Genomic DNA, 19285 nt, shown 5'->3' with positions numbered 1-19285 from the left:
CTACTTTACCATTTCACAAGCACATCGGCCCCAACAGAAACACCTAGCATGATCTTGGCGCTATCTTCGACGATGGAAAGCTCCAGGTTGCCACTCTCGCCAACGAGTGCGATGAGCGTCATGGCTGGCTGATCGTGATCAGCACCAAAGATGCCCTGGGTTTCATGGCCTTCACAGAAAACGCTGACCGTGTCGTCCGTAGGCGCTACCGTAAGCTGATCACCAGAAATGCTCGTGACGAGGTTTCCCTGAGAGTCGACGCTCTCGATTTTTCCCTCGATTTTGTTGGCCACGATTGTTGCTCCCTGCGCTGCATCAGTGATTGCATTCCTGATTTTAGTGGCAGATTTCTGTTTCTCCAACAGCGTAGCGTCAGGCTTTCTGAGCTAGTTCCAGGCAGATTTCGCGAACTCTTCCCGGATCCACATTGGGGTTACGCGCCTTCGCTTGCCCGATGAGTGCCCCGATGGCTTGCATCTTGCCTGCCTTCACATCGGCAACAATTTTTGGGTTCGCATCGACGAGTTCTTGGCAGAGCGCGACGAGCTCCGACTCATCGACCTGCTCAATGCCCAACTCTTTGGTCGCAGTTTCGACGTCGCAGTTCTTCGCGAGCATCGTGGCGAAGACTTCCTTGCCACGAGGCCCTGGGACGAGACTATCGTCGATGGCTTTGACCAGGCCAGAAAGTCGCTCGGCGGTGACGCCAAAGTCATCGATCGCGATTTCTTGCTCTTTCAGCTCGCGGAGAACTTCTTGCGTGACCCAGTTGCACGTGAGTTTGGGGTTCCCGGATGCATCAGCAGCAGAAAGATAGTAATCCACGACGCCGCGCCCCTGGTTCACAAGCACATCGGAGTCATACGCATTGAGCGAGTATTCCTCCCCGAGCCGCTGGCGCAAGCCCGCGGGTAGCTCCGGCAAGGTGGCACGCACTTCTTCAACTTGCTCCGCTTTGGTTACTACCGGCATCAGGTCAGGGTCTGGGAAGTAGCGGTAATCGCTCGATTCCTCTTTCGAGCGCTGCCCGCGAGTGACCCCAGCAGCATCGTCCCAGCCACGAGTTTGCTTCGGCGATTCGCCAAGCTTGCGGCCAGTCTCTTGCCACTCGCGCCATTGTCGTTCCGCTTCGTAGTCGATGGCTCGTTCGACAGCGCGGAAGCTGTTCATATTTTTGATTTCGACAATCGGCGTTGCAATTTTTTCTCCGCCTTCTTCGAGGTGCAAGTTCACGTTGGCATCCACGCGGAGGCTGCCTTCTTGCATGTTGCAATCAGAAACACCGATGTAAGTGAGCAACAATTTGAGTTCCTGAAGATAGGCACGCGATTCCAACGAGCTACGCATGTCGGGCTCGGAGACAATCTCTAGTAGTGGCGTTCCTGTGCGATTGAGGTCGATCTCGGTGTCAGCCTTGCCTGCGGCTTCATCGTGAATGCTCTTGCCAGCGTCCTCTTCGAGATGGGCTCGCAGAATGCGTACTTTCTTGGGCTCGAAGCGTTCTTTGGGATCGCTGATCTCCAAATAACCGTCGCTCGACATCGGCAGGTCGAACTGGCTGATCTGATAGCCTTTGGGCAAGTCGGGATAGTAATACTGCTTACGATCCCATTTGGTGAACTCGGGGATGTCGCAGTTCAATGCGATAGCCGTCTGCATGGCTAGCTCAAACGCGTGAGCATTCATCACCGGCAGGGTCCCGGGCAATCCCATGCAAACCGAGCAAGTCTGGGTGTTGGGCTCAGCCCCGAACTGCGTCGAGCAGCGGCAAAACAGCTTGCTCTTGGTGGCAAGTTGAACGTGGACTTCTAGGCCAATAACGGTGGTGTAGGGTTGCTCAGCCATAGCCGTCTAGATACTCGTGGGTCGCCGTGTATGCCAGTCCGTTTCTTGCTCGTACATGTGAGCAGCCCTGAGAAGTCTTTCTTCTTGCAGCGGTGGGCCTTGAAGTTGGAGGCCGATCGGGAGGCCGGATTCGCTCTGTCCACAGGGGAGGCTAATTCCAGGTAGCCCCGCGAGGTTGGCGCTCACGGTGTAGAGATCAACCAAGTACATCGCCAGCGGGTCGTCCACCATCTCGCCCAGCTTGAACGCCGGGGCCGCCGTCACAGGGCCGGCGATGACGTCGACTTCTTCGAAAGCCTTGTCGTAGTCCTGCCGAATCAGCCGGCGAACTTTCAAAGCCTTCAGATAATAGGCATCGTAGTATCCGGCACTTAATGCGTAGGTCCCCAGCATGATGCGTCGCTTCACTTCGGGGCCAAAACCCTCGGCACGGCTGCGGCGGTACATGCGGATAAGCGGCGTATCGAGGTTGTCCAAGCCGCGGGTGTCACCAGCTTCTTCTAGCTCTTTGCGTTCGGCTGCCAACTCCGCCATCATCTCCGCCTGATCGGTGCGATGGCCGTAGTGAGCCCCGTCATACCGAGCAAGATTACTAGACGCTTCACTAGGAGCGATCACATAGTAAGCGGCTACGCCGTACTTACTGTGAGGGAGTGAGACTTCCTTCACCTCTGTTCCGAGAGACTCGTAAACTGCGATCGCGTCTCGAACTGCCCTTTCAACTTCGCTGTCGAGGCCTTCCGCAAAGTGTTCGCGGACGATGCCGACTTTAAGATTCTCAAGCGGCTTGTCGATGGTCTGTGAATAAGCCGGCACAGGCTGGTTGAGGGATGTTGAGTCGCGCGGATCGTGACCGGAGATCGCTTCGAGCAGCAGAGCCGCATCGCTGGTAGTGCGCGCGAGCGGTCCGACTTGATCTAAGCTGCTGGCGAAGGCGATCAGGCCATAACGACTGACCCGCCCATAGGTAGGCTTCATCCCGACAACACCGCAGAGCCCCGCCGGCTGGCGGATCGATCCGCCGGTGTCGGTGCCGATGGATAGCGGGGCCATGCCAGCGGCAACGCAAGCGGCTGCCCCACCGCTCGATCCCCCGGGGGCGCATTCGAGGTCCCAGGGATTGCGTGTGAGTTGCACGGATGAATTTTCGGTTGAGCCGCCCATGGCGAACTCGTCCATGTTCGTGCGACCAATCAATACGGCATCAGCCGCTTTGAGCTTGGCGACCACCGTAGAGTCGTAGGGGGGGCGGAAGTTCTTCAGCATTTGCGAGGCGCAAGTCGCAAGCGTGTTTTGATCGCAGAGAACATCCTTCACCGCGACGGGTAGTCCTGCGAGTAGGCCGAGCTGTTCACCCGCTTGCCTTCGCTGGTCAATACTCTTGGCGGTACCTAATGCCGATTCGGCATCTTGGTAGAGGAAAGCGCCGACTTGTTTATCGGTCTGCTCAATGCGTCCCAGAGCGGCTTGGGTCAGCTCGACCGAGGAAAGCTCGCCTGATTGAAGGTCGGAAAGCAGGTCGGTTGCGGAGCGATCCAGGAGGGACATGGGTGAAGTTGGCAGCAGAGAGGTAATTTACAAGACGTTACGAACGCTCAGCTTATCAATCACCTAGCACCGCGGGAACCAGATAACCACGGTCGTTGCTGCGTGGGGCGTTGGCAAGAGCTTGCTCACGCGACAGGCTCGGCTGAACTACGTCTTCCGCGAAGACGTTCGTCACCTCAACGGCGTGCGCCATTGGTTCGACGCCTTCGGTGTCGACCTCACTCAACTGATCCACGTAGCCAACAATATGACCGAGTTGATCAGTCATGGTTTCGAGTTCCTGCTCAGACAGCCGCAAGCGTGCGAGGAGAGCGACTTTTTCGACCGTTTCGCGCGTGATGGCCATAACGAGATCAGCGGACGCTAGATCAGAAGGAAGCGACTACTTCTTCGAGGCGTCTTGAGGCACCTTGAATGGGGCCTTGCGGACGACCTTTTTCACGGCACCTGAACGAATGCACTGTGTGCAGACCTGCATCGCCTTGCGAGTGCCGTTGGGCAGGCTCACGTGGACGCGCTGCAGGTTCGGCTTGAACTTGCGTCGCGTGATGCCAGTGATTTTCGTACCAACGCCGCCGAGGTACTTTTTCTTACCGCGGGTCGTGACTTGATTGCCTAGCTGGGCGCCTTTTCCGCAGACTTCGCATTGACGTGCCATCGTTCTTACTCGCTTCTGGTCTCTGTGATTGGGATCGGGTCGCAGTCTGCCTGCGGTAGTTCGCTTTGGACAAACCGCTAAGTATACGCCTGTAGGCGGTTTACGCAACGGCGGCGGTTATTTTTCGCTCGCCAGTAGGGCTCTGGCCTCATTGGCAATCGCGGCGTTGGTGGCGATTGCATCCCCTGAGTGCACGCTGGGCCGTCCCTGCCAGTCCGTGTAAACGCCCCCAGCGGCCTCAATAATCGGCTGCAAACAGGCCGCATCCCAGAGATTTAAGGCCGGATCGACCATGATTTCCGCCCTGCCCGTGGCGACGAGTAAATACCCATAGGCGTCGCCCCAGGTGCGGCTCAGTCGACAGGCCGACTCCAACGCTTCGTACTGAGATCGCCCGCTGGGATCACGATCCTTCTCAAACGATGCAACGCTCGTCGTCAGGAAGGTCGATTCGGTCAGGCTTGCCACATCAGACACTTGAACAGCGCTGGCAGCTTCATCTCCAACAGCGTAAAAGGCTTTTCCGCCGCGCTGGGCATAGATGATTTCACGGGTGGCTGGGGCGTAGATGACGCCAATCTCAGGCTCATTGTCTCGCATCACGGCTACAAGCGTGGTGTAGAGCGGGACACCCGTGATGAACGACTTCGTCCCGTCGATCGGGTCGAGGATCCATTTGAACGGCGAAGTTCCGGCGGTTTCACCATATTCTTCTCCGATGATTCCGTCGTCGGAGAATTTGGCCGCTATTTTCTCTCTCAAGAGCGTTTCAGCCGCCTGATCGGCCGCTGTGACGGGTGAGCCATCGCCTTTGCGGTCAACGGCGAGAGTCGGCTTGCGGAACCAGTCGAGTGTCTTTTCGCCGGCCAGTTTCGCGATTTCAATGGCGAAATCGAGCCGATTTTGCGTTTCTTCTTCCATGGGTTCAGGCTAACAGCGTTTTTGTTTGAGGAGAATGGTTGTGTTCCGCTTGCAGCCTAGCCGCTTGTGCCGCGCGAGCCAAACCGAGAGTTCTGGTGCTCGCGGGCTATCTCAAAATTCGCCCTTAGGAGCTGACATTGCCCAGATTCAAGACCCAGGGTTAGACTCATGTTGACTTTTTGCCACATTCTTAGCTCAGCCAACGCCGCTGGTAGCGGTTGTGAGGTGGCGGTAAGTTGAGTAACTGTAAGAGGATGGGGTGATTTTTTCTTGAACCCGGGGTAGCCGCTTTTAGAATAGAAGTGGACGAAAGGCTGGCTTCCCCCAGCCGGGCTGATCATATTCTCGTTTATCGCGATGAATTATGTGAGCCTGAGAAGGATCTCATGATGCGAGGAACAACTGTTTTAGGGGTTGGAATCTGCGTTTTCGCCTTCGCCGCGATGGCGTGGTTGGCCTCCGCACAACCGACAAATCGCGGCCAGTTGGGATATCAGTCGACTGGCGGTGATCTCATCACGCATTTTCAAGTTTTAGAGGGTGGAACGACGCAGGCGATTCTGGTCGATCCGCAAACAAAGGTCATGAGCGTCTATCACATCGGTGCTCTTGGAGAAGAAAAAGGTAAGATTCAACTGAAGAGTGTTCGTCCGCTACGCTGGGATATGGAGTTGAACAGCTATCAAACGGGCAAACCTTTACCCGAAGACTTACGAAACGCTGCTGAGCGAAGTCAGTAAGTCCTTGGGCGGAACAGAAATGAACTGATCTGCTCGCCGTCAGCCCTTGCATGGAAGTCGGCACCGCGAGCCTAATCAACCACTTGAGTGGTCAACGAAAAGGCCCGAGGTATCGATGGCTGAACAACGGTTCGTAAAATTTGAAGACGCGGTCGAAAAGCTAGGCGTTTCCGCGGATAAGCTAAATGAACTCCGTGAGTCAGGTGTTCTTCGCGCCTACCGTGACGGTGGTAGCTGGAAGTTCCGCGGCGATGAGATCGAGAAGATGGTCTCCGACGGTGTTCCTGAAATGCCGCCACCGAGCGACATCGGCTTGAATCCCTCGGCAGCTTTGGAAACGCTTGACGACGATTTCCCTTCGATCGACGAAGATGACGACGATCTGAAACTTGCCGACGAAGCAGATTCGCTCGTCGAGCCCTCAACTCCAAAGTCCGAGCCCGCTGAAAGCGAGCTCGAACTCTCGCTGGCGGATGATGATGACCTGAGCCTTGCCGACAGCGGTCTCGACCTCGACACAGGTGACCTGGGCGAACCAAAGAAAGAGACGAAAGCTGAGAAACCACCCGCGGAAGAGAGTGCGTTAGAACTAGCAGAGCTGGAAGATGTCGACGCGGCCGAGATGAGCGACGTCATGCTCGACGAAGATGATCCTGACGCGACCGACCCGGCCGATTCGATTCTCTTGAGCGAAGAAGAGCTCGGCGAGTCAGTTCCCGCCCCGGCAAGCACAATCATCGGCAAAGATGAGTTGGGTCTGGAGGACGCCGACCTCGAACTAGCCACAGATGACGATGCCAAAGAGGGATCGGAACTCGAGCTCTCTTCTGATTCGGGTGCTTCCGACGTGCTTTCCTCGGGTATTGCTGGCTCAGGCGTTCTCGATGAGTTGACTGCGGAATCTGGCGGCACAAGTGCTTTTGAAGACTTAGAAGAACTCGAACTCGACTTGGAAGCCGAATCGAGTCGTATCCTTTCACCTGAAGATGTTGCGGAAGCCAAAGAGGCGGCTCCTGCAGCCAAGTCAGAGCCCGACAGCGATCTCACGCTGGATGATGATCTGACGCTCGACGATGAAGGGACCGATCCGGTTCCTTCGGATCTGGAACTCGAAGTAGCCGATGAAGGCACCGACCCGGCACCCGAGGAAGAGCTTGAGCTTGAACTGGCCGCAAGCGACTCCGCTGTCGGAGACTCCGACATAGACCTCGGCGGTGACGGTAGTGATTTCGTTCTTGCCGATGGCAGCGGTAGCGATGTCACGCTCAATAGTGGCGATAGCGGCATCAACTTGGTTTCGCCTTCTGACAGTGGACTCGCGCTGGATGACATCCCGCTGGAAATGGGCGGCTCGGCAATCTTGAGCTCCCTTTCACTTGGTGGCGAGTCCGATCCTGATATCTCGCTGATTGGCGATGACGAACCCGCCGGCGGTCAGCAAGTCCAAGTGCAGGAAGACGAAGACTTCCAGCTAACACCGCTGTCTGAAGGAGCCGTCGACGAAGACCCTGATAGTAGCTCACAAGTGATTGCCCTCGACGCCGAGGCCGAAGAAGGGCTTGGTGCGAGTGACGCTGGTATCCTAGGGAGCGATGCCTTCGCCGACGATCCTGACGGCGCCGTTTTACTCACCGAGGACGACGAAGCTCCGATGGAAGACTTCGGAGCGGCTGCCTACGCCGGTGCCGGAGCACCTGCGGTACGATCCGAGAGTGACTACAGCGTTTGGAACGTACTAGCTCTGGGTGGGTGCGGTTTACTTTCGATGCTCTCAATCGTGATGCTGACCGATATGATTCGGAACATCTGGAGCTGGGATCAGACCACATCGCTCAACAGCTCACTGCTGGATGCACTACTGGGTATCTTCGGGTTGAAATAGTACACGCGAGAAAGCTAACTATCTCGCTAGCCCGCGAGCTACGCCTCGCACGGAAACCCCTGAGCGAAGCCTTTCGCGGCTAAGCCGCAAGCGGTTGGGGTAGGCTTCGATTGCGGCTACTCTATAATTAGGCATTGCGCTACAGTGATTCTTGCCGAGCGTATGTTTCCCTCCCTGAGCCATGCCTTGGCTACTTTGAGGAGCGAAAGCTTCACTCCTCACCCGAGCCCCAGTTGTTTATGTGTCATAGTTCCGGCAATCTGAGAAACAGGTCGACGTTGCTACGCTGCTCTTTTGCACTGTTGCTCAGCTTGGCGCCGCTCAGCGGTTGCCAGGATCCGCCTCAAATTATTGTCCAAGAGCGACCACGGACAGAACCTGCCAACGAGCCCTTCGACGTCGTAAGTTGGCGAAACAGTCGCGATCATATTATGGTAGCGATGGCCGTTCGTGGAGAGTTTGCTTGGTTCTTCAAGCTGACGGCACCGGCAGAGGGGATCGAGAAAGTTCGGGAGCAGTTTGATGCTTGGCTAGCGACTGTCGAGTTCGAGCGAGATGAGCAGCAAGAGGCAGAAGTCCCCGACTGGGAGAATCCCCAGGGCTGGTTCAATACGCGTGGCGAAGGAGGGCAGTATGCAGTTGTCCGCATCCCCAGTGACCCCGCACCGCTGAGTCTGTCGGTCATGCGCTTGCCTGTGACGACCAAGGAATCTCGTTACGTCACAATGAACGTGAATCGCTGGTTAAGGCAACTAGGGCTTCGGCCGTTTGAAGATAGGCAGGTCGAAGAGTTGCAACAGAAGCGTTCACTTAAGGTAGGGACAGCCAAGTATTTTGAGTTATCTGGCCGGCTTCAAAAGCCGCCAGCATGGCGAGTGGCTGCCAGCCGAAGTCGGACGATGCAGTCCAAAGAGATTCGCTTCGATATGCCGGATGGGTGGGAAGCGGGTCGTATGAATGCGATGCGAAAGTTGTCACTCGTCAAGAAGTCCGCCGATGAAGAGGACGCACTCCCAACGGCGATCGTCGTTACCGCGTTTCCAGCCAGTGGCATGATGGGTGATACCCTTGCTAATGTGAAACGCTGGGCCGGTGAGGCTGGCATTCGCGAAGACGATGAACAGCTTTTGAAGCTTGCAACAGACCGCACAATCGGTGGGCTTGATGGTCAATACGTCCGACTTGTTGCGGAACAGCCCGACGAAGAAGCATCGGAGGCGGAAGGCGAGACTGAACAAAGCAAGAATCAAAATGCGGTGATAGCGGCCATGGTCCAGCGGCGTGGCCAGATGTGGTTCTTCAAGCTCAACGGACCACGGCAGGCAGTCATTGATAGCGAAGCTGAATTCGAGGATTTCCTCAATTCCTTCGAATTTCGCGAGTCAGAATGACATTTTCCGCGACGTTACCCGAATGAGTCCGAAGTCGGTTTGTAAATCAGTGAAGCGTTGGGTGAATTAGATCTCCAAGGGCCAGATTAGAAGATGGCAACGACAGACCTAGGCAATTTTCCGTCTCAGAGTTCATTTGCAAAGTCGAAAGGCGCGGGGCAACAAGTCTCGAGCCTTGATGCCGTGCGTGCACTGCTAATGCCACTGGCGTCGCTGAAGATCACGGTGGCGCTGTTTGCAGTTTCTTTGGTACTCGTTCTCGCTGGAACGACCGCCCAGCGATACTACGATGTTCAGGAAGTCCTCGTTTGGTATTTTCGCACCTGGGTTGCTCATCTCGACGTGCGCGACTTCCTGCCAGGAACGCGCGACCCCATCATGCGAATCTACTACCCCGGTGGTTGGACTCTGGGGACTGCATTGGCCGTGAATCTGTTGGCAGCCCATAGCTTGCGATTCCGGATCCAGGCGAAGGGTAATAAGCGACTACTTGGTCTTGCTACGATCGCAATTGGAACTCTAGTTACCTTTCTCGTCATTAAGAACGGCCTCGACGACACGGTACGAAGCCAACTCCAGCCCGAATTCTGCGCTAAGTTGTGGGCGGGGCTGAAAGCGACGCTGCTAGGCACGACTTTGGTTTCGATCTACCTGCTTGCAATCACTTTCAATCAGACGAGCGCAACTGCTTCCCGTGCTCTTTGGTGGTTGGGAGCCGTTGTTACGGCCTTGATTGCTGCGCTCTCTGGCTGGTTGTTCATCAATCCAGAGGTCGCTCTTAACCCCTCTGGTTTGCGAATCCTTTGGCAACTCATCCAAGGGACTGGAGCGAGCCTCATCCTCTGGTTTGGCTGTTGGCTGTTGTTTGCTAAACGAGCGGGAGTGGTTCTGTTGCACGCTGGTATCGGATTGATGCTCTATAGCGAAGTCCACACGGCAGTGAATTCGGTCGAAACCCATATTCGTATGGTTGAAGGCGAGACGGCCTCCTACGCCGAAGACCTTCGCTATTTCGAGCTTGCCTTCATTGATAAGTCGGCCAAAGCGACGGATCATGAAGTGGTCGTTCCCATTGAGATTCTCCGCCAAGCCTACGAAAAAGCGAAAAGTGCTGAGGATACTTCCGATGCGATTCTCTCAGACGAGGCGTTGCCCTTTGATGTCAAGATCAAGGAGCTCTACCCCAACGCGGAGCTTCGCGAGCTTCAGCCGGGTCAAGTGTCCCCAGCGAACTTGGGAGTCGGACAAGCCTACCGATTTGTTGAGAAGGATACTTCGACCGGCGTGGACATGAACCAGGCCTTTGACTCACCAGGGGCCGTCATTGAATTGCTTGATAAAGAGTCGGGCGACTCCGCGGGCGTACTCAGCCTTTATCCGACTCTTCCCGGAGCCGTCGTCGAAGCTAAGAAGAACGCCTACGAAGTGCGAATTCGCCCCAAACCTTACGACAAGCCCTACACACTGACGCTCCTTGATTTCGAGCGGAAGACTTACGTTGGCAGCGACAAGACGAAGAGCTTCAAGTCGATCGTCCAGTTGAAGGATCCCGAGTTGGGAGTGGATCGCAGGGTTGAGATCTGGATGAACAATCCGCTGCGTTACCGCGGTGATACGATCTATCAGTCAAGCTTCGATCCGGGCAACCTGGCCTACACCGATTTGCAAGCGGTGAAGAACTCCGGCTGGATGATCCCCTATGTCGCCTGCATGATCGTTGGCACTGGGATGCTCGCGCATTTTGGAGCACTGCTGTTGCGTTTCGTTCGACGGCGGGACGAGGAAGAGCTGCGAAGATCGCCATCGCACGAGACACCCGATGCGGGGGATGGCCTGCTGAAAAATTGGAAGTCACCTCGTTTTTGGGTACCGGCTCTGGTGGTGATTCTTTCTGCTTTTTACGTTGCCAGGAAGGTGCAGGTGCCAAGGATCTCTACCCTTAAGATGCAGATCGCCGAGTTTGGTGAACTGCCGGTCGTTCAGGGTGGCAGAGTGCAACCGATTGACTCGCTTGCCCGCAATACTTTGCGGTCGATCTCGATGAGCGAGGACTTACAACTTGGCTATAAGAACAACCTGATGGGTACCCTCTTCGGCTCGCAGAAAAAGGCTCCAGCAGTCAAATGGTTGCTTGATACCGTTACCGATTCGAATGATGCGGACGACTATCGAATCTTTCGCATCGACAGTCTCGACCTACTCAGCGCTCTCGATTTGGAACCACGGAAAGGTTTCCGTTACAGCTTTGCTGAAGTGCAAGGTGAGGATGGAGGAAAGGAACTGGCCAAGTTACGCAGCGAAGCGAAGGAGGCGGCAGTTAGTGCAAATGAGAACGGAACCGAGCTGGACCCGATCCACAAGAAGGTCCTTGAGCTGGGCCAACGCTATGATCAGTTGTTGATCCTGAAACACACCTTTTCCGCGCCAACAGTCGATGAAGACATTCTGAAAAGGTCGATGCAGATTCTACGCGGAATCAGCAGCCCCCAAGAACTGGTGGAACGAACTCTGGAGACGCTTGGAGTCACTGAACGTATCCGCTTGTTGAAAGGACTTCCGGTCGCTCCGCCCCAACTGATTCCCCCAAAGACTCCCGAAGAGAGTTGGCAATTACTACCCGAGGCGGCGCGAGATTTTGCGTACAGCGAGATTCGTCGGGATGGGGGTGACACCAACGAAGCCTTCCTGAAGTTCCAAGAGATTCTCGACGCCTATCAAGAAGAGGATCCGGGGCGTTTCAACACCGCCTTGGAAGACTATCAGGCATTGATTCAGGATCGAGCAGCGGCAGAGGCAGAATTCGAAGCGAAAGTTGCCAAGCAAGGCCAGATCGGAAGAAAGCCGGCTGAGAGGCTTTCACTAGACCGCCTGAAGTTTGAAGCCTACTTTAACTATATGAGTCCCTTCTCGCTGTGCAGTGCGCTTTACGTGCTCGCCTTTGTCTTTGCTGCCTTCGGTCTCTTGGGATGGTCTGAAGGTTTCAATCGCACGGCAAACTGGTTGCTCTGGATGACTTTCGGTCTGCATACGATCGCCCTGCTCTGCCGCATTTACATCTCAGGTCGCCCGCCCGTGACCAATCTTTATTCTTCGGCCGTCTTTATCGGCTGGGGAGCTGTGCTATTTGCTCTAGTGTTCGAAAAGGTCTACCGGCTTGGTGTCGGCAACCTCCTTGCTAGCGTCATCGGTTATCCGACGCTGATCATCGCCTACTTCCTGGCAGCCGATGGCGACGACACCTTCGAAGTACTGCAAGCCGTGCTCGATACCCAATTCTGGCTGGCCACTCATGTTGTCACGATTACGCTCGGCTACTCGACAACATTCCTAGCGGGAGCCCTGGGAGTCATCTATTTGCTGGGCAATGCCACAGGAAAGTTCTCGCTCGAAGAGCAGAAGCAGATTACTCGCATGACCTACGGGACGGTCTGTTTCTCGATCCTTTTCAGCTTTATCGGTACCGTCTTAGGTGGGCTGTGGGGAGACGATTCCTGGGGGCGTTTCTGGGGTTGGGATCCGAAAGAAAACGGGGCGATGATGATCGTCATCTGGAATGCCATCGTCCTGCACGCGAAATGGGGCAAGATGGTTGGGCCCCGTGGACTGGCAGCGTTAGTCATTTTCGGCAACGTGGTGGTCGCCTGGTCGTGGTTCGGAGTGAATCTCCTCAGCGTTGGCCTCCACTCCTATGGATTCACCGAGAGTGGAGCTTTCTACTTTGGGCTGTTCGCGGTTAGCCAACTCTTGCTGATGCAACTCGCCTGGTTGCCTGGACGTGAGAAGATAGGTGCGAGAAAGCACGCTTGACGTAGCACAGTAGCTACCGTCGCCAGACGGTGGAGTGTCACGGGGCTGCTGCCACGCTCTGGCGAGCGTGGCTACGTTCGTGCTAAAACAACAACCCACGCAGTTGCTTGTACTGCTCTGCCTTGCTCGAAAGCTTCCCTGGCAGTTGCTGCTCAAAGGCTGAAGGCATCAAGAAGACCTGTGCCGGTTGCTCGTACTCGCAGGCGTCGGCCAGCGATTTTAGCAGTCGGCATTGGCTGCTGTTCAGTTTATGGATCGAGCAGAGTTCGCGGAAAAGCTTCTGAGGATCGTGGCATTTTTCTTTGAAGTCGTTCCGCCGCTTCCAAGCGTTGTAGGCGAGTGTTCCGCCAATCAGGAGGAACAGCCCAAGAGCTAACGGCCAGAGATCCACCAACTGGACGCGCTCGCGCGAGGCCCGCATGCCGCGGCCCATTTGCTCTAGGCGGTTGCCCTGAGCCAGCAGTGTGTAAGTGATCAGCGAGAGATTCATGAAGCACCTCCGCTGCTAGGTGCGACAGGAATGCCCTGATAGACGAGGCTCGCCCGTGCCGCCGCCTGCACGGTCGTGCTGCGGTCTTTGAGGGCTGTCATCAGGGCGTCACGAACGTCGGTACCCGTGCAGTACTGCAAAGCTTCCGCAGCCGCTGCACGAATCAAATGGTCCTCGTCGTCGAGACGTTCGACGAGCATATCGGAGATCTGGGCGGTCAGTCCCAGACTGTCAGCCATTTCGATTGCTCTTGAACGCTGCTTCCGCGAGGGGCCGTCCATCTCTTCGCGAAGCTTGGAGAGCACCTCGTTGTCCACTCGTCGCACCAGCCCGCCTGTATTGCGGCGTGCCGATTCATCGAGCATATCGTAGCGAGAAAGAAAGCTCTCGAAGCTGAATTCCGTGAGCGCTGCTCTTGCCGCTTTTTGAACGATTTCGCTCGGGTGCTCGATTAGGCTCATCAGTTTATCCAGCATGTCGGGGATGCTGCGATCCGCCAACTGCCCAATGGCTGCGGCCTGTACCTCAGGTTGCTCAGCGTCCAACGCCTGAACGACCATCTGGTTCGCTGTTTGGCTCTTGAAAGCCGCCAACATTTCGCAAGCGATCACTTTCGCTTCCAAATTCTCAGTCGCCAGGATAGCTTCGATGAACGCAAGGGCAACGGGCTCTTTGAGCCCCGTCTTGCTTGCCAGCTTGGTAACGCTTAAGAGCTGACTTTGATCGAACCGCTGCGTTAAAGTATCTAGTGGTTCCAACCACTCGTAGTTGTGCACCCGGTGCAGATTCTTTAGCACTTGCTCGTTAGTCGTTGTCGAGGCAAACGAGGCCAGCGCGACAATGAAAGCCATGTCCGACCGCTTGCTGACAACGTTCCTCACAACGACGTGGGCGTCATCCGACTTTAAGAATTCGAAGATCAGATGGATCACCCCAGGGCTGTTGCTGCTAGAAAGCGTGTTGACGACGGTCTGAAAGCAACCGTGTCGTGGATCGTCAAGAATCGAGTGGAGGGTGTTACTCGTTGCCCCCGAAAGTGTCACGAAAGCTTCAACGAAAGCCGTTCTCTGGTGCTTTCGGAATCTGCCCAGGCTGCGTTCTAAGCTCTCAAGCACGTACCGCCGCACTGCTTCAGGATCGCGATGTTCGGTTTCGCTAGGAGGGCTGTGCAGCAAGTTATTTAGCTGCGCGATCAGCCGTGACGCGACTTTGACGGACTCAATCGCACGGGGATTGGTGGGATGCTCGCCGATGGTAATGAGTGTGGGGATCAGATCGAACTCACTATAGCGTTCAGCAACAGAACAGGCGTTTTGGAATAGCTGATTTTCGCCCAAGAGAGCGTCACGCAAAGCCCCGCCCATGCGACCACGGCCTTGCTCAACCGCGTCTTGCTGTTTGCTGGAAAGCGTGTGCCAGATTTCCAGCAGCGCCTTGTGTCCTGCCTTGCTGCGCCGCTTGGCTAGTCCGCCAATGACCGCATCGAAAGAGTCGACGTCTCCGCTATCAAACGCAGCCAGCAGCGCATCGGTAGCCGCTTGGTTGCGGCTCTTGGCGAGCGTTTCGATAGTCAGGTTGAGTGCTTCGGACACGTCGCAGGGCTTCTTCTTGTTGCAGTGCTCGACCTTGGAACGCAAAACGCCTACAAGGCGCTTCCAAGGTCTGTATTTCAAGGGCATTGAAATGTAGGTTGCAAAACCGCCACACGAGCAGGTCTCCGTGTGCGACTCATTGGCAACTGCCGGAATATCCGTCAAAATAGGGCTAAACAGGGAGGAACCTCGCTGGGCATGCGTTTCCGGCTAGTGGTGGCACCTGCGGTGTAAACCTGTTTCATGCTGTGGGCACATCTGCCCTTTGGTGGGACTACCTAGTTTTTACTTGTTTATGAGAGCAGCAATGAACAAAGAGCAAGTCTTGGAGCGAGAGTTCCTGCTGGTTCGCGCAAAGATTCTCGAGATTGCCGCAGCTCTTGACCGTATCGATCGTGGCGAAGGCGAGTTACCGCAAACTGACCAAAAGCGTCTTCTGAGGCAGGGAATCGAGAAGCTTCTGGCAGATTCTGCTGATCGTGCCGAAGCGATTCAACTGCTGTTCAGTCGAGAGTACCAGCCCAATTGGCGGGAAGAATTTCAGGTTTAATTCCTTGCTGCTCAACTGAGTGGTCGGCGACAGATCTATGTATTACTTCGATCCCCACATCCACATGGTCTCGCGCACGACCGACGACTACGAGACGCTCGCTCGGATGGGGTGTGTCGCCTTGAGCGAGCCTGCCTTCTGGGCCGGTTACGACCGGGGCAGCGTTGATGGCTTCCGCGACTACTTCGAACAACTGACGAGCTTCGAGCGTCGCCGTGCCGCCGGCTTCGGCATTCAGCACTACACTTGGCTTTGCATCAATGCGAAAGAAGCTGAGGATGTTGCTCTTTCGCGAGAAGTCATCGCCATGATCCCGGAGTTCCTCGACCGCCCCGGCGTGTTAGGGATTGGTGAGATTGGGCTGAACAAGAACACGAAGAATGAAGCGACCGTCTTTCTTGAGCATCTTGACCTTGCGATGAAGACCAATGAGCAGATCCTAATTCACACACCGCACTTAGAGGATAAGCATCAGGGGACGCGGATGATCCTGGACATGCTCACCGGGGACTCGCGAATAGACCGCAGTCGAGTGCTCGTGGATCACGTTGAGGAACATACGATCCGTCCCGTGCTGGAAGCTGGATTCTGGGCTGGCATGACACTGTACCCCGTGAGCAAATGCACGCCCCAACGAGCCGCAGACATGGTTGAAATGTATGGCCCTGACCGCGTACTGGTGAATTCCGCTGGGGATTGGGGCCCGTCAAAGCCAACGGCAGTGCCCGACTTTATCGTCGAAATGCGAAGCCGCGGACATGCGGAGTCGTTAATTCGCAAGGTAGTCTACGACAACCCGCGCGCGTTCTTTGGGCAGAGCCGGGGGTTTGATTACCAGCCCCGAGATTGATGACCCACTATGCTCAGAACCCGGCGCTAACAACCCGGCACGCTAGCAATTCAGTGCGCCAGCAGCGTTGACTCTGCTTCTTTGCTCTCCTACGATCCGTCGGAAATTTCCGGCTCCAGGAGACGACCCGTGCCCCTCGACATCGAATCAACCAAAGAGGCCATCAGCCTGGGCGCATCGTTCATGGCTCTTGCGTCGACGGCTTACTTTTGGCTCGTGCGTGCTAACCGAGAACGCGCCCAAGTTCAGGTGCAACCCGTCGGCCAAACTTGGGGCAATGTCCCGATGCCTCAGGAAGATCCGGAAGCTTACCAGCGGCTAACATTGGAAGAAGGTCAAATCCCAGCCACCTACGGGATCGACTTTGCGGTCGTGAATAATAGTTCGTTGCCGAACGCTCTTCTTGGAGTCAAAGGCTGGTTGCAACTGGCTGATGATTCTTGGCGGGAAGCGTATGTGAGAATCTGGGAAGATTCAGAGACACCAGGCAAGCTGCCGATGAATCTGTCTGCCCTTAATACGGCAGGCTTGCAACTCACGCTGACGATTCCAATCATCGGAAATTACGATGGCGGCTTTCAAGGCCGTCGTGAGACAGCAGGCAATGCGCTGGCTCAGGAACACCGAGTGCGGCTGGAGCTAACGGCTCTCCAAGGAAAAACATTCCTCCAAGACATGCTATTGCCTGCTGACGAACTTGAACGGACGAGTCTTTCGCAAGCAGCTTAATTTGCCGCTAGATTCCAAACTGCCGCAGCACGATGTCGGCCACGTCGATGTCCCCTAAGGGTCGCTCGACGAAGACACCTTTCTGACTGCTAAGCAGAACGCCACGTTGCCAACTTTCACGCGGGGGAGCCCCGTGCGAGCCTTTTACGAGAGTCGCATCCAGCGGGATGCACTTGTTCTCCGCATCGAAAAACATTTCCACGGGGTCGTAACCCGGTTTTCGGTGGATGTCGACAGTTCGCGCAAACTTGGGGGCAGCGGCATCATCGTGCCACCAGTAGTAGGCTTGCCAACTGTCGTCGTGACTCACGGCGATGAGGTTGCCACTTCGAGGGTGACTCAAGTCAAACTCAGGTCGTTCGTCCGGCGCGAAGACGTCGGCGATCCCTGGCAGTTGTCGCAACAGGCCAGCTACTTTCTCGCGATCAGCCTCATCACTCAGGAAAATGTGCGACATCTGATGATCGCATAGTGCCCAAGCCGTGCTGTTTTCGTAGTCGATGACCCCGCCCTGTTCAGAATCTCGAACCCGAAGCAGCCCCGCCTCACGCAGAGCACGGTTGGGGTAGCAAACGTTTTCAACCGGAGTAATCACGTACTCGCTGGCGACAAGCCATAAAGGTTGGTTGTCTTCGTAAGCTGAGGTGAAGCCATCGACGAGCCGCCCCAATTCTTGGTCGAGTTCACTCAAGGCAGCGATCGCTTCCTCGCTGTTGGGGCCATGTTTTTGCGCGGCATAGTCAAGGTGCGGTAAATAGATGTAGAAGAGATTTGGGCGATACTGCTCAGCGCAAGTAATTGCTGAAGAAACGATCCATGCGGAAGACTTGATGTTAGCGGCCGGTCCCCAAAAGTGCTGTAACGGGAAGTGCCCAAGTTCGTCGCGGAGCTCTCCGTAAATCGATTCGGGTTTGGTATAGCACCAGAGTGACTCGCTCCCGTCAGGATTGTGAATTGGGGCGGGCGTGCAGACGTAATCGGCTCCGCAGTACTTGCTATGCAGCGGGAACCAAACAGCGGAGGTGAGTTTCTGATTGTTCTCGTGGAGGATGTCCCAAAGTTGCATTCTCTCGATGCACTCGTTCCCGGCGGTCCACATTTCCACTTCTTGCTTGTCACGCCAGTAGAAACCATTGGAGACCACGCCGTGCTCTGAGGGTGGCGCTCCGGTTGTCATGTTCGCTTGAACCGGGCACGTCACTGCTGGGAAGCTGGCCACGAGCTCTGCTTGATCACCTTCTTGGACAAGATTGCGGAGGAGCGGCATGTGGGCGAGGTCTTTCCCCCGCAAGCCTGGAACTGAAAGCAGAACGACGTACTCTGACACGGAAGATTCCTTGTAGTGAACAGGAGGGAACAGAGGAAACGGAGGAGTTCAGGTAAAGCTCTTCTCCGTTTCCTCTATTCCCTCCTGTTCAAATTAAATGTGTTTTACCCTGCCAGTGATTTCAAAAACTTTATTGAACGCGCAGCAACTCCTGGCCCAATATGGCTGTGGCGACTTAGTTCGACATGTAAGCCACCCTGGTAGTTAACATCCTGCAAAGCGGAAAGAATCGGAGGGAAGTCGATCTCGCCTTCGCCAAACATCAAGTGTTCATGCACTCCGGCTCGCATATCTTCAATGTGGATGTTTACCAGCCGTTCACTCCACCGTTTGATCACTTGTTCAATGGGCCCCTCGCCTAAGCAGTGCAGATGACCAAGATCGAGGGTTAGTTGTAAGTGGTCGGAGTCGCTTTTCTTGAGAAACATCGCCTCAAGAAGCTCCGAAAAGGAATCCATCGTGTCGATTAGCATCCCCGGCTCGGGCTCGAAGCCTAGAATCACGTCGCGTCGTTCTGCGTAGTCCAGCACAGCACTCAGCGATTTGACGAGCCGCTCCATCCCAATTTCGCGAGAATCCTCAGAAGGCAGTACGCCTGACCAGAGCGAAACGCAGTCGCTTCCCAAAGCGGCAGCCGTATCGATAGCGTGACGCAAAAACTCAATCCGCCGCGGTCGTCCTGCTGAGCGGGGAGAAACCAAAGTCGGTTGATGTTTCTCACGCGGGTCCAACAAATACCGAGCCCCGGTCTCAATCACGCTCCTCAGGCCGTGCTGCTTCAGCAGCGCGGCAGCTTCCTCAAGCTCGCGTTCATGATCGGGCGAGAAAGGATTGAGGCAGGCATGATCCAGAGTAATCGCGACACTCTCGTACCCTAACGAAGCAAGCAATTCGATCGCAGCAGGTAGGCTGTGATGAACAAGTCCATTGGTGTTGTAGCCAAGTCGCATCTTAA

General features: G+C 55.6%; 17 protein-coding genes. 7 read left to right on the top strand and 10 right to left on the bottom strand.

The window, feature by feature from the left end; all coding sequences use genetic code 11:
• Positions 1 to 5: 5 nt before the first annotated feature.
• The 6 genes from RIB44_07430 to hisN all read right to left on the bottom strand — a co-directional run bounded on the left by RIB44_07430 (position 6) and on the right by hisN (position 4972).
• Entirely contained in the window at positions 6 to 293 is a 288-nt protein-coding gene (locus RIB44_07430; GenBank protein MEQ8616411.1) for an adenosylmethionine-8-amino-7-oxononanoate aminotransferase, read from the bottom strand.
• Positions 294 to 372: 79 nt separating this feature from the next.
• Positions 373 to 1845 (bottom strand): Asp-tRNA(Asn)/Glu-tRNA(Gln) amidotransferase subunit GatB, encoded by a 1473-nt coding sequence (gatB, locus tag RIB44_07425; protein MEQ8616410.1) that lies wholly within the window; start codon positions 1843 to 1845, stop codon positions 373 to 375.
• Positions 1846 to 1851: 6 nt separating this feature from the next.
• Positions 1852 to 3393, bottom strand: coding sequence for an Asp-tRNA(Asn)/Glu-tRNA(Gln) amidotransferase subunit GatA (locus RIB44_07420; GenBank protein MEQ8616409.1), 1542 nt, complete (start codon positions 3391 to 3393; stop codon positions 1852 to 1854).
• 55 nt (positions 3394 to 3448) lie between these two features.
• The gene (gatC, locus tag RIB44_07415; protein ID MEQ8616408.1) at positions 3449 to 3739 is read right to left on the bottom strand and encodes an Asp-tRNA(Asn)/Glu-tRNA(Gln) amidotransferase subunit GatC; all 291 of its coding nucleotides are present in this window, start codon (positions 3737 to 3739) and stop codon (positions 3449 to 3451) included.
• A gap of 36 nt (positions 3740 to 3775) precedes the next feature.
• On the bottom strand, positions 3776 to 4051 hold the full coding sequence (gene rpmB / locus RIB44_07410; protein ID MEQ8616407.1) for a 50S ribosomal protein L28: 276 nt from the start codon (positions 4049 to 4051) through the stop codon (positions 3776 to 3778).
• A gap of 117 nt (positions 4052 to 4168) precedes the next feature.
• A complete protein-coding gene (gene hisN, locus RIB44_07405; GenBank protein ID MEQ8616406.1) occupies positions 4169 to 4972 on the bottom strand; it encodes a histidinol-phosphatase in 804 nt (267 codons plus the stop codon).
• A 389-nt stretch (positions 4973 to 5361) separates the two neighbouring features.
• Here hisN and RIB44_07400 point away from each other — a divergent pair, with 389 nt between their 5' ends.
• The 4 genes from RIB44_07400 to ccsA all read left to right on the top strand — a co-directional run bounded on the left by RIB44_07400 (position 5362) and on the right by ccsA (position 12792).
• On the top strand, positions 5362 to 5712 hold the full coding sequence (locus tag RIB44_07400) for a hypothetical protein (protein ID MEQ8616405.1): 351 nt from the start codon (positions 5362 to 5364) through the stop codon (positions 5710 to 5712).
• A 115-nt stretch (positions 5713 to 5827) separates the two neighbouring features.
• Entirely contained in the window at positions 5828 to 7594 is a 1767-nt protein-coding gene (locus tag RIB44_07395; protein MEQ8616404.1) for a helix-turn-helix domain-containing protein, read from the top strand.
• A 440-nt stretch (positions 7595 to 8034) separates the two neighbouring features.
• Entirely contained in the window at positions 8035 to 8985 is a 951-nt protein-coding gene (locus RIB44_07390) for a hypothetical protein (GenBank protein MEQ8616403.1), read from the top strand.
• A 93-nt stretch (positions 8986 to 9078) separates the two neighbouring features.
• The gene (gene ccsA / locus RIB44_07385) at positions 9079 to 12792 is read left to right on the top strand and encodes a cytochrome c biogenesis protein CcsA (GenBank protein MEQ8616402.1); all 3714 of its coding nucleotides are present in this window, start codon (positions 9079 to 9081) and stop codon (positions 12790 to 12792) included.
• An 82-nt stretch (positions 12793 to 12874) separates the two neighbouring features.
• On the opposite strand, the gene RIB44_07380 is transcribed toward ccsA, so the two are convergent.
• Both RIB44_07380 and RIB44_07375 read right to left on the bottom strand, forming a co-directional pair.
• The gene (locus RIB44_07380; GenBank protein MEQ8616401.1) at positions 12875 to 13282 is read right to left on the bottom strand and encodes a hypothetical protein; all 408 of its coding nucleotides are present in this window, start codon (positions 13280 to 13282) and stop codon (positions 12875 to 12877) included.
• Positions 13279 to 14874 (bottom strand): HEAT repeat domain-containing protein, encoded by a 1596-nt coding sequence (locus RIB44_07375; GenBank protein ID MEQ8616400.1) that lies wholly within the window; start codon positions 14872 to 14874, stop codon positions 13279 to 13281. The genes RIB44_07380 and RIB44_07375 overlap by 4 nt, the downstream gene beginning before the upstream one ends.
• Before the next feature lie 307 nt (positions 14875 to 15181).
• On the opposite strand from RIB44_07375, the gene RIB44_07370 reads away from it, so the two are divergent.
• From RIB44_07370 to RIB44_07360, 3 genes are all read left to right on the top strand, one after another.
• Positions 15182 to 15424, top strand: a complete 243-nt coding sequence (locus RIB44_07370; protein ID MEQ8616399.1) for a hypothetical protein — start codon at positions 15182 to 15184, stop codon at positions 15422 to 15424.
• Between the two features lie 37 nt (positions 15425 to 15461).
• Positions 15462 to 16274 carry a TatD family hydrolase gene (locus RIB44_07365; protein ID MEQ8616398.1) on the top strand — a complete coding sequence of 271 codons (813 nt, stop codon included), beginning with the start codon at positions 15462 to 15464 and terminating at the stop codon, positions 16272 to 16274.
• Positions 16275 to 16403: 129 nt separating this feature from the next.
• Positions 16404 to 17003, top strand: coding sequence for a hypothetical protein (locus RIB44_07360; GenBank protein MEQ8616397.1), 600 nt, complete (start codon positions 16404 to 16406; stop codon positions 17001 to 17003).
• 7 nt (positions 17004 to 17010) lie between these two features.
• On the opposite strand, the gene RIB44_07355 is transcribed toward RIB44_07360, so the two are convergent.
• Positions 17011 to 18330: an alkaline phosphatase family protein gene (locus RIB44_07355; GenBank protein MEQ8616396.1), complete on the bottom strand. Its 1320-nt coding sequence runs from the start codon at positions 18328 to 18330 to the stop codon at positions 17011 to 17013.
• A gap of 104 nt (positions 18331 to 18434) precedes the next feature.
• Positions 18435 to 19280, bottom strand: a complete 846-nt coding sequence (locus RIB44_07350; GenBank protein MEQ8616395.1) for a sugar phosphate isomerase/epimerase family protein — start codon at positions 19278 to 19280, stop codon at positions 18435 to 18437.
• Positions 19281 to 19285: the final 5 nt, after the last annotated feature.

It is taken from the genome of Lacipirellulaceae bacterium (assembly GCA_040218535.1).
GTDB lineage: Bacteria > Planctomycetota > Planctomycetia > Pirellulales > Lacipirellulaceae > Adhaeretor.
Note: the sequence above shows the minus strand (reverse complement) of the source record. Positions and strands in the feature narration are given on the sequence as shown.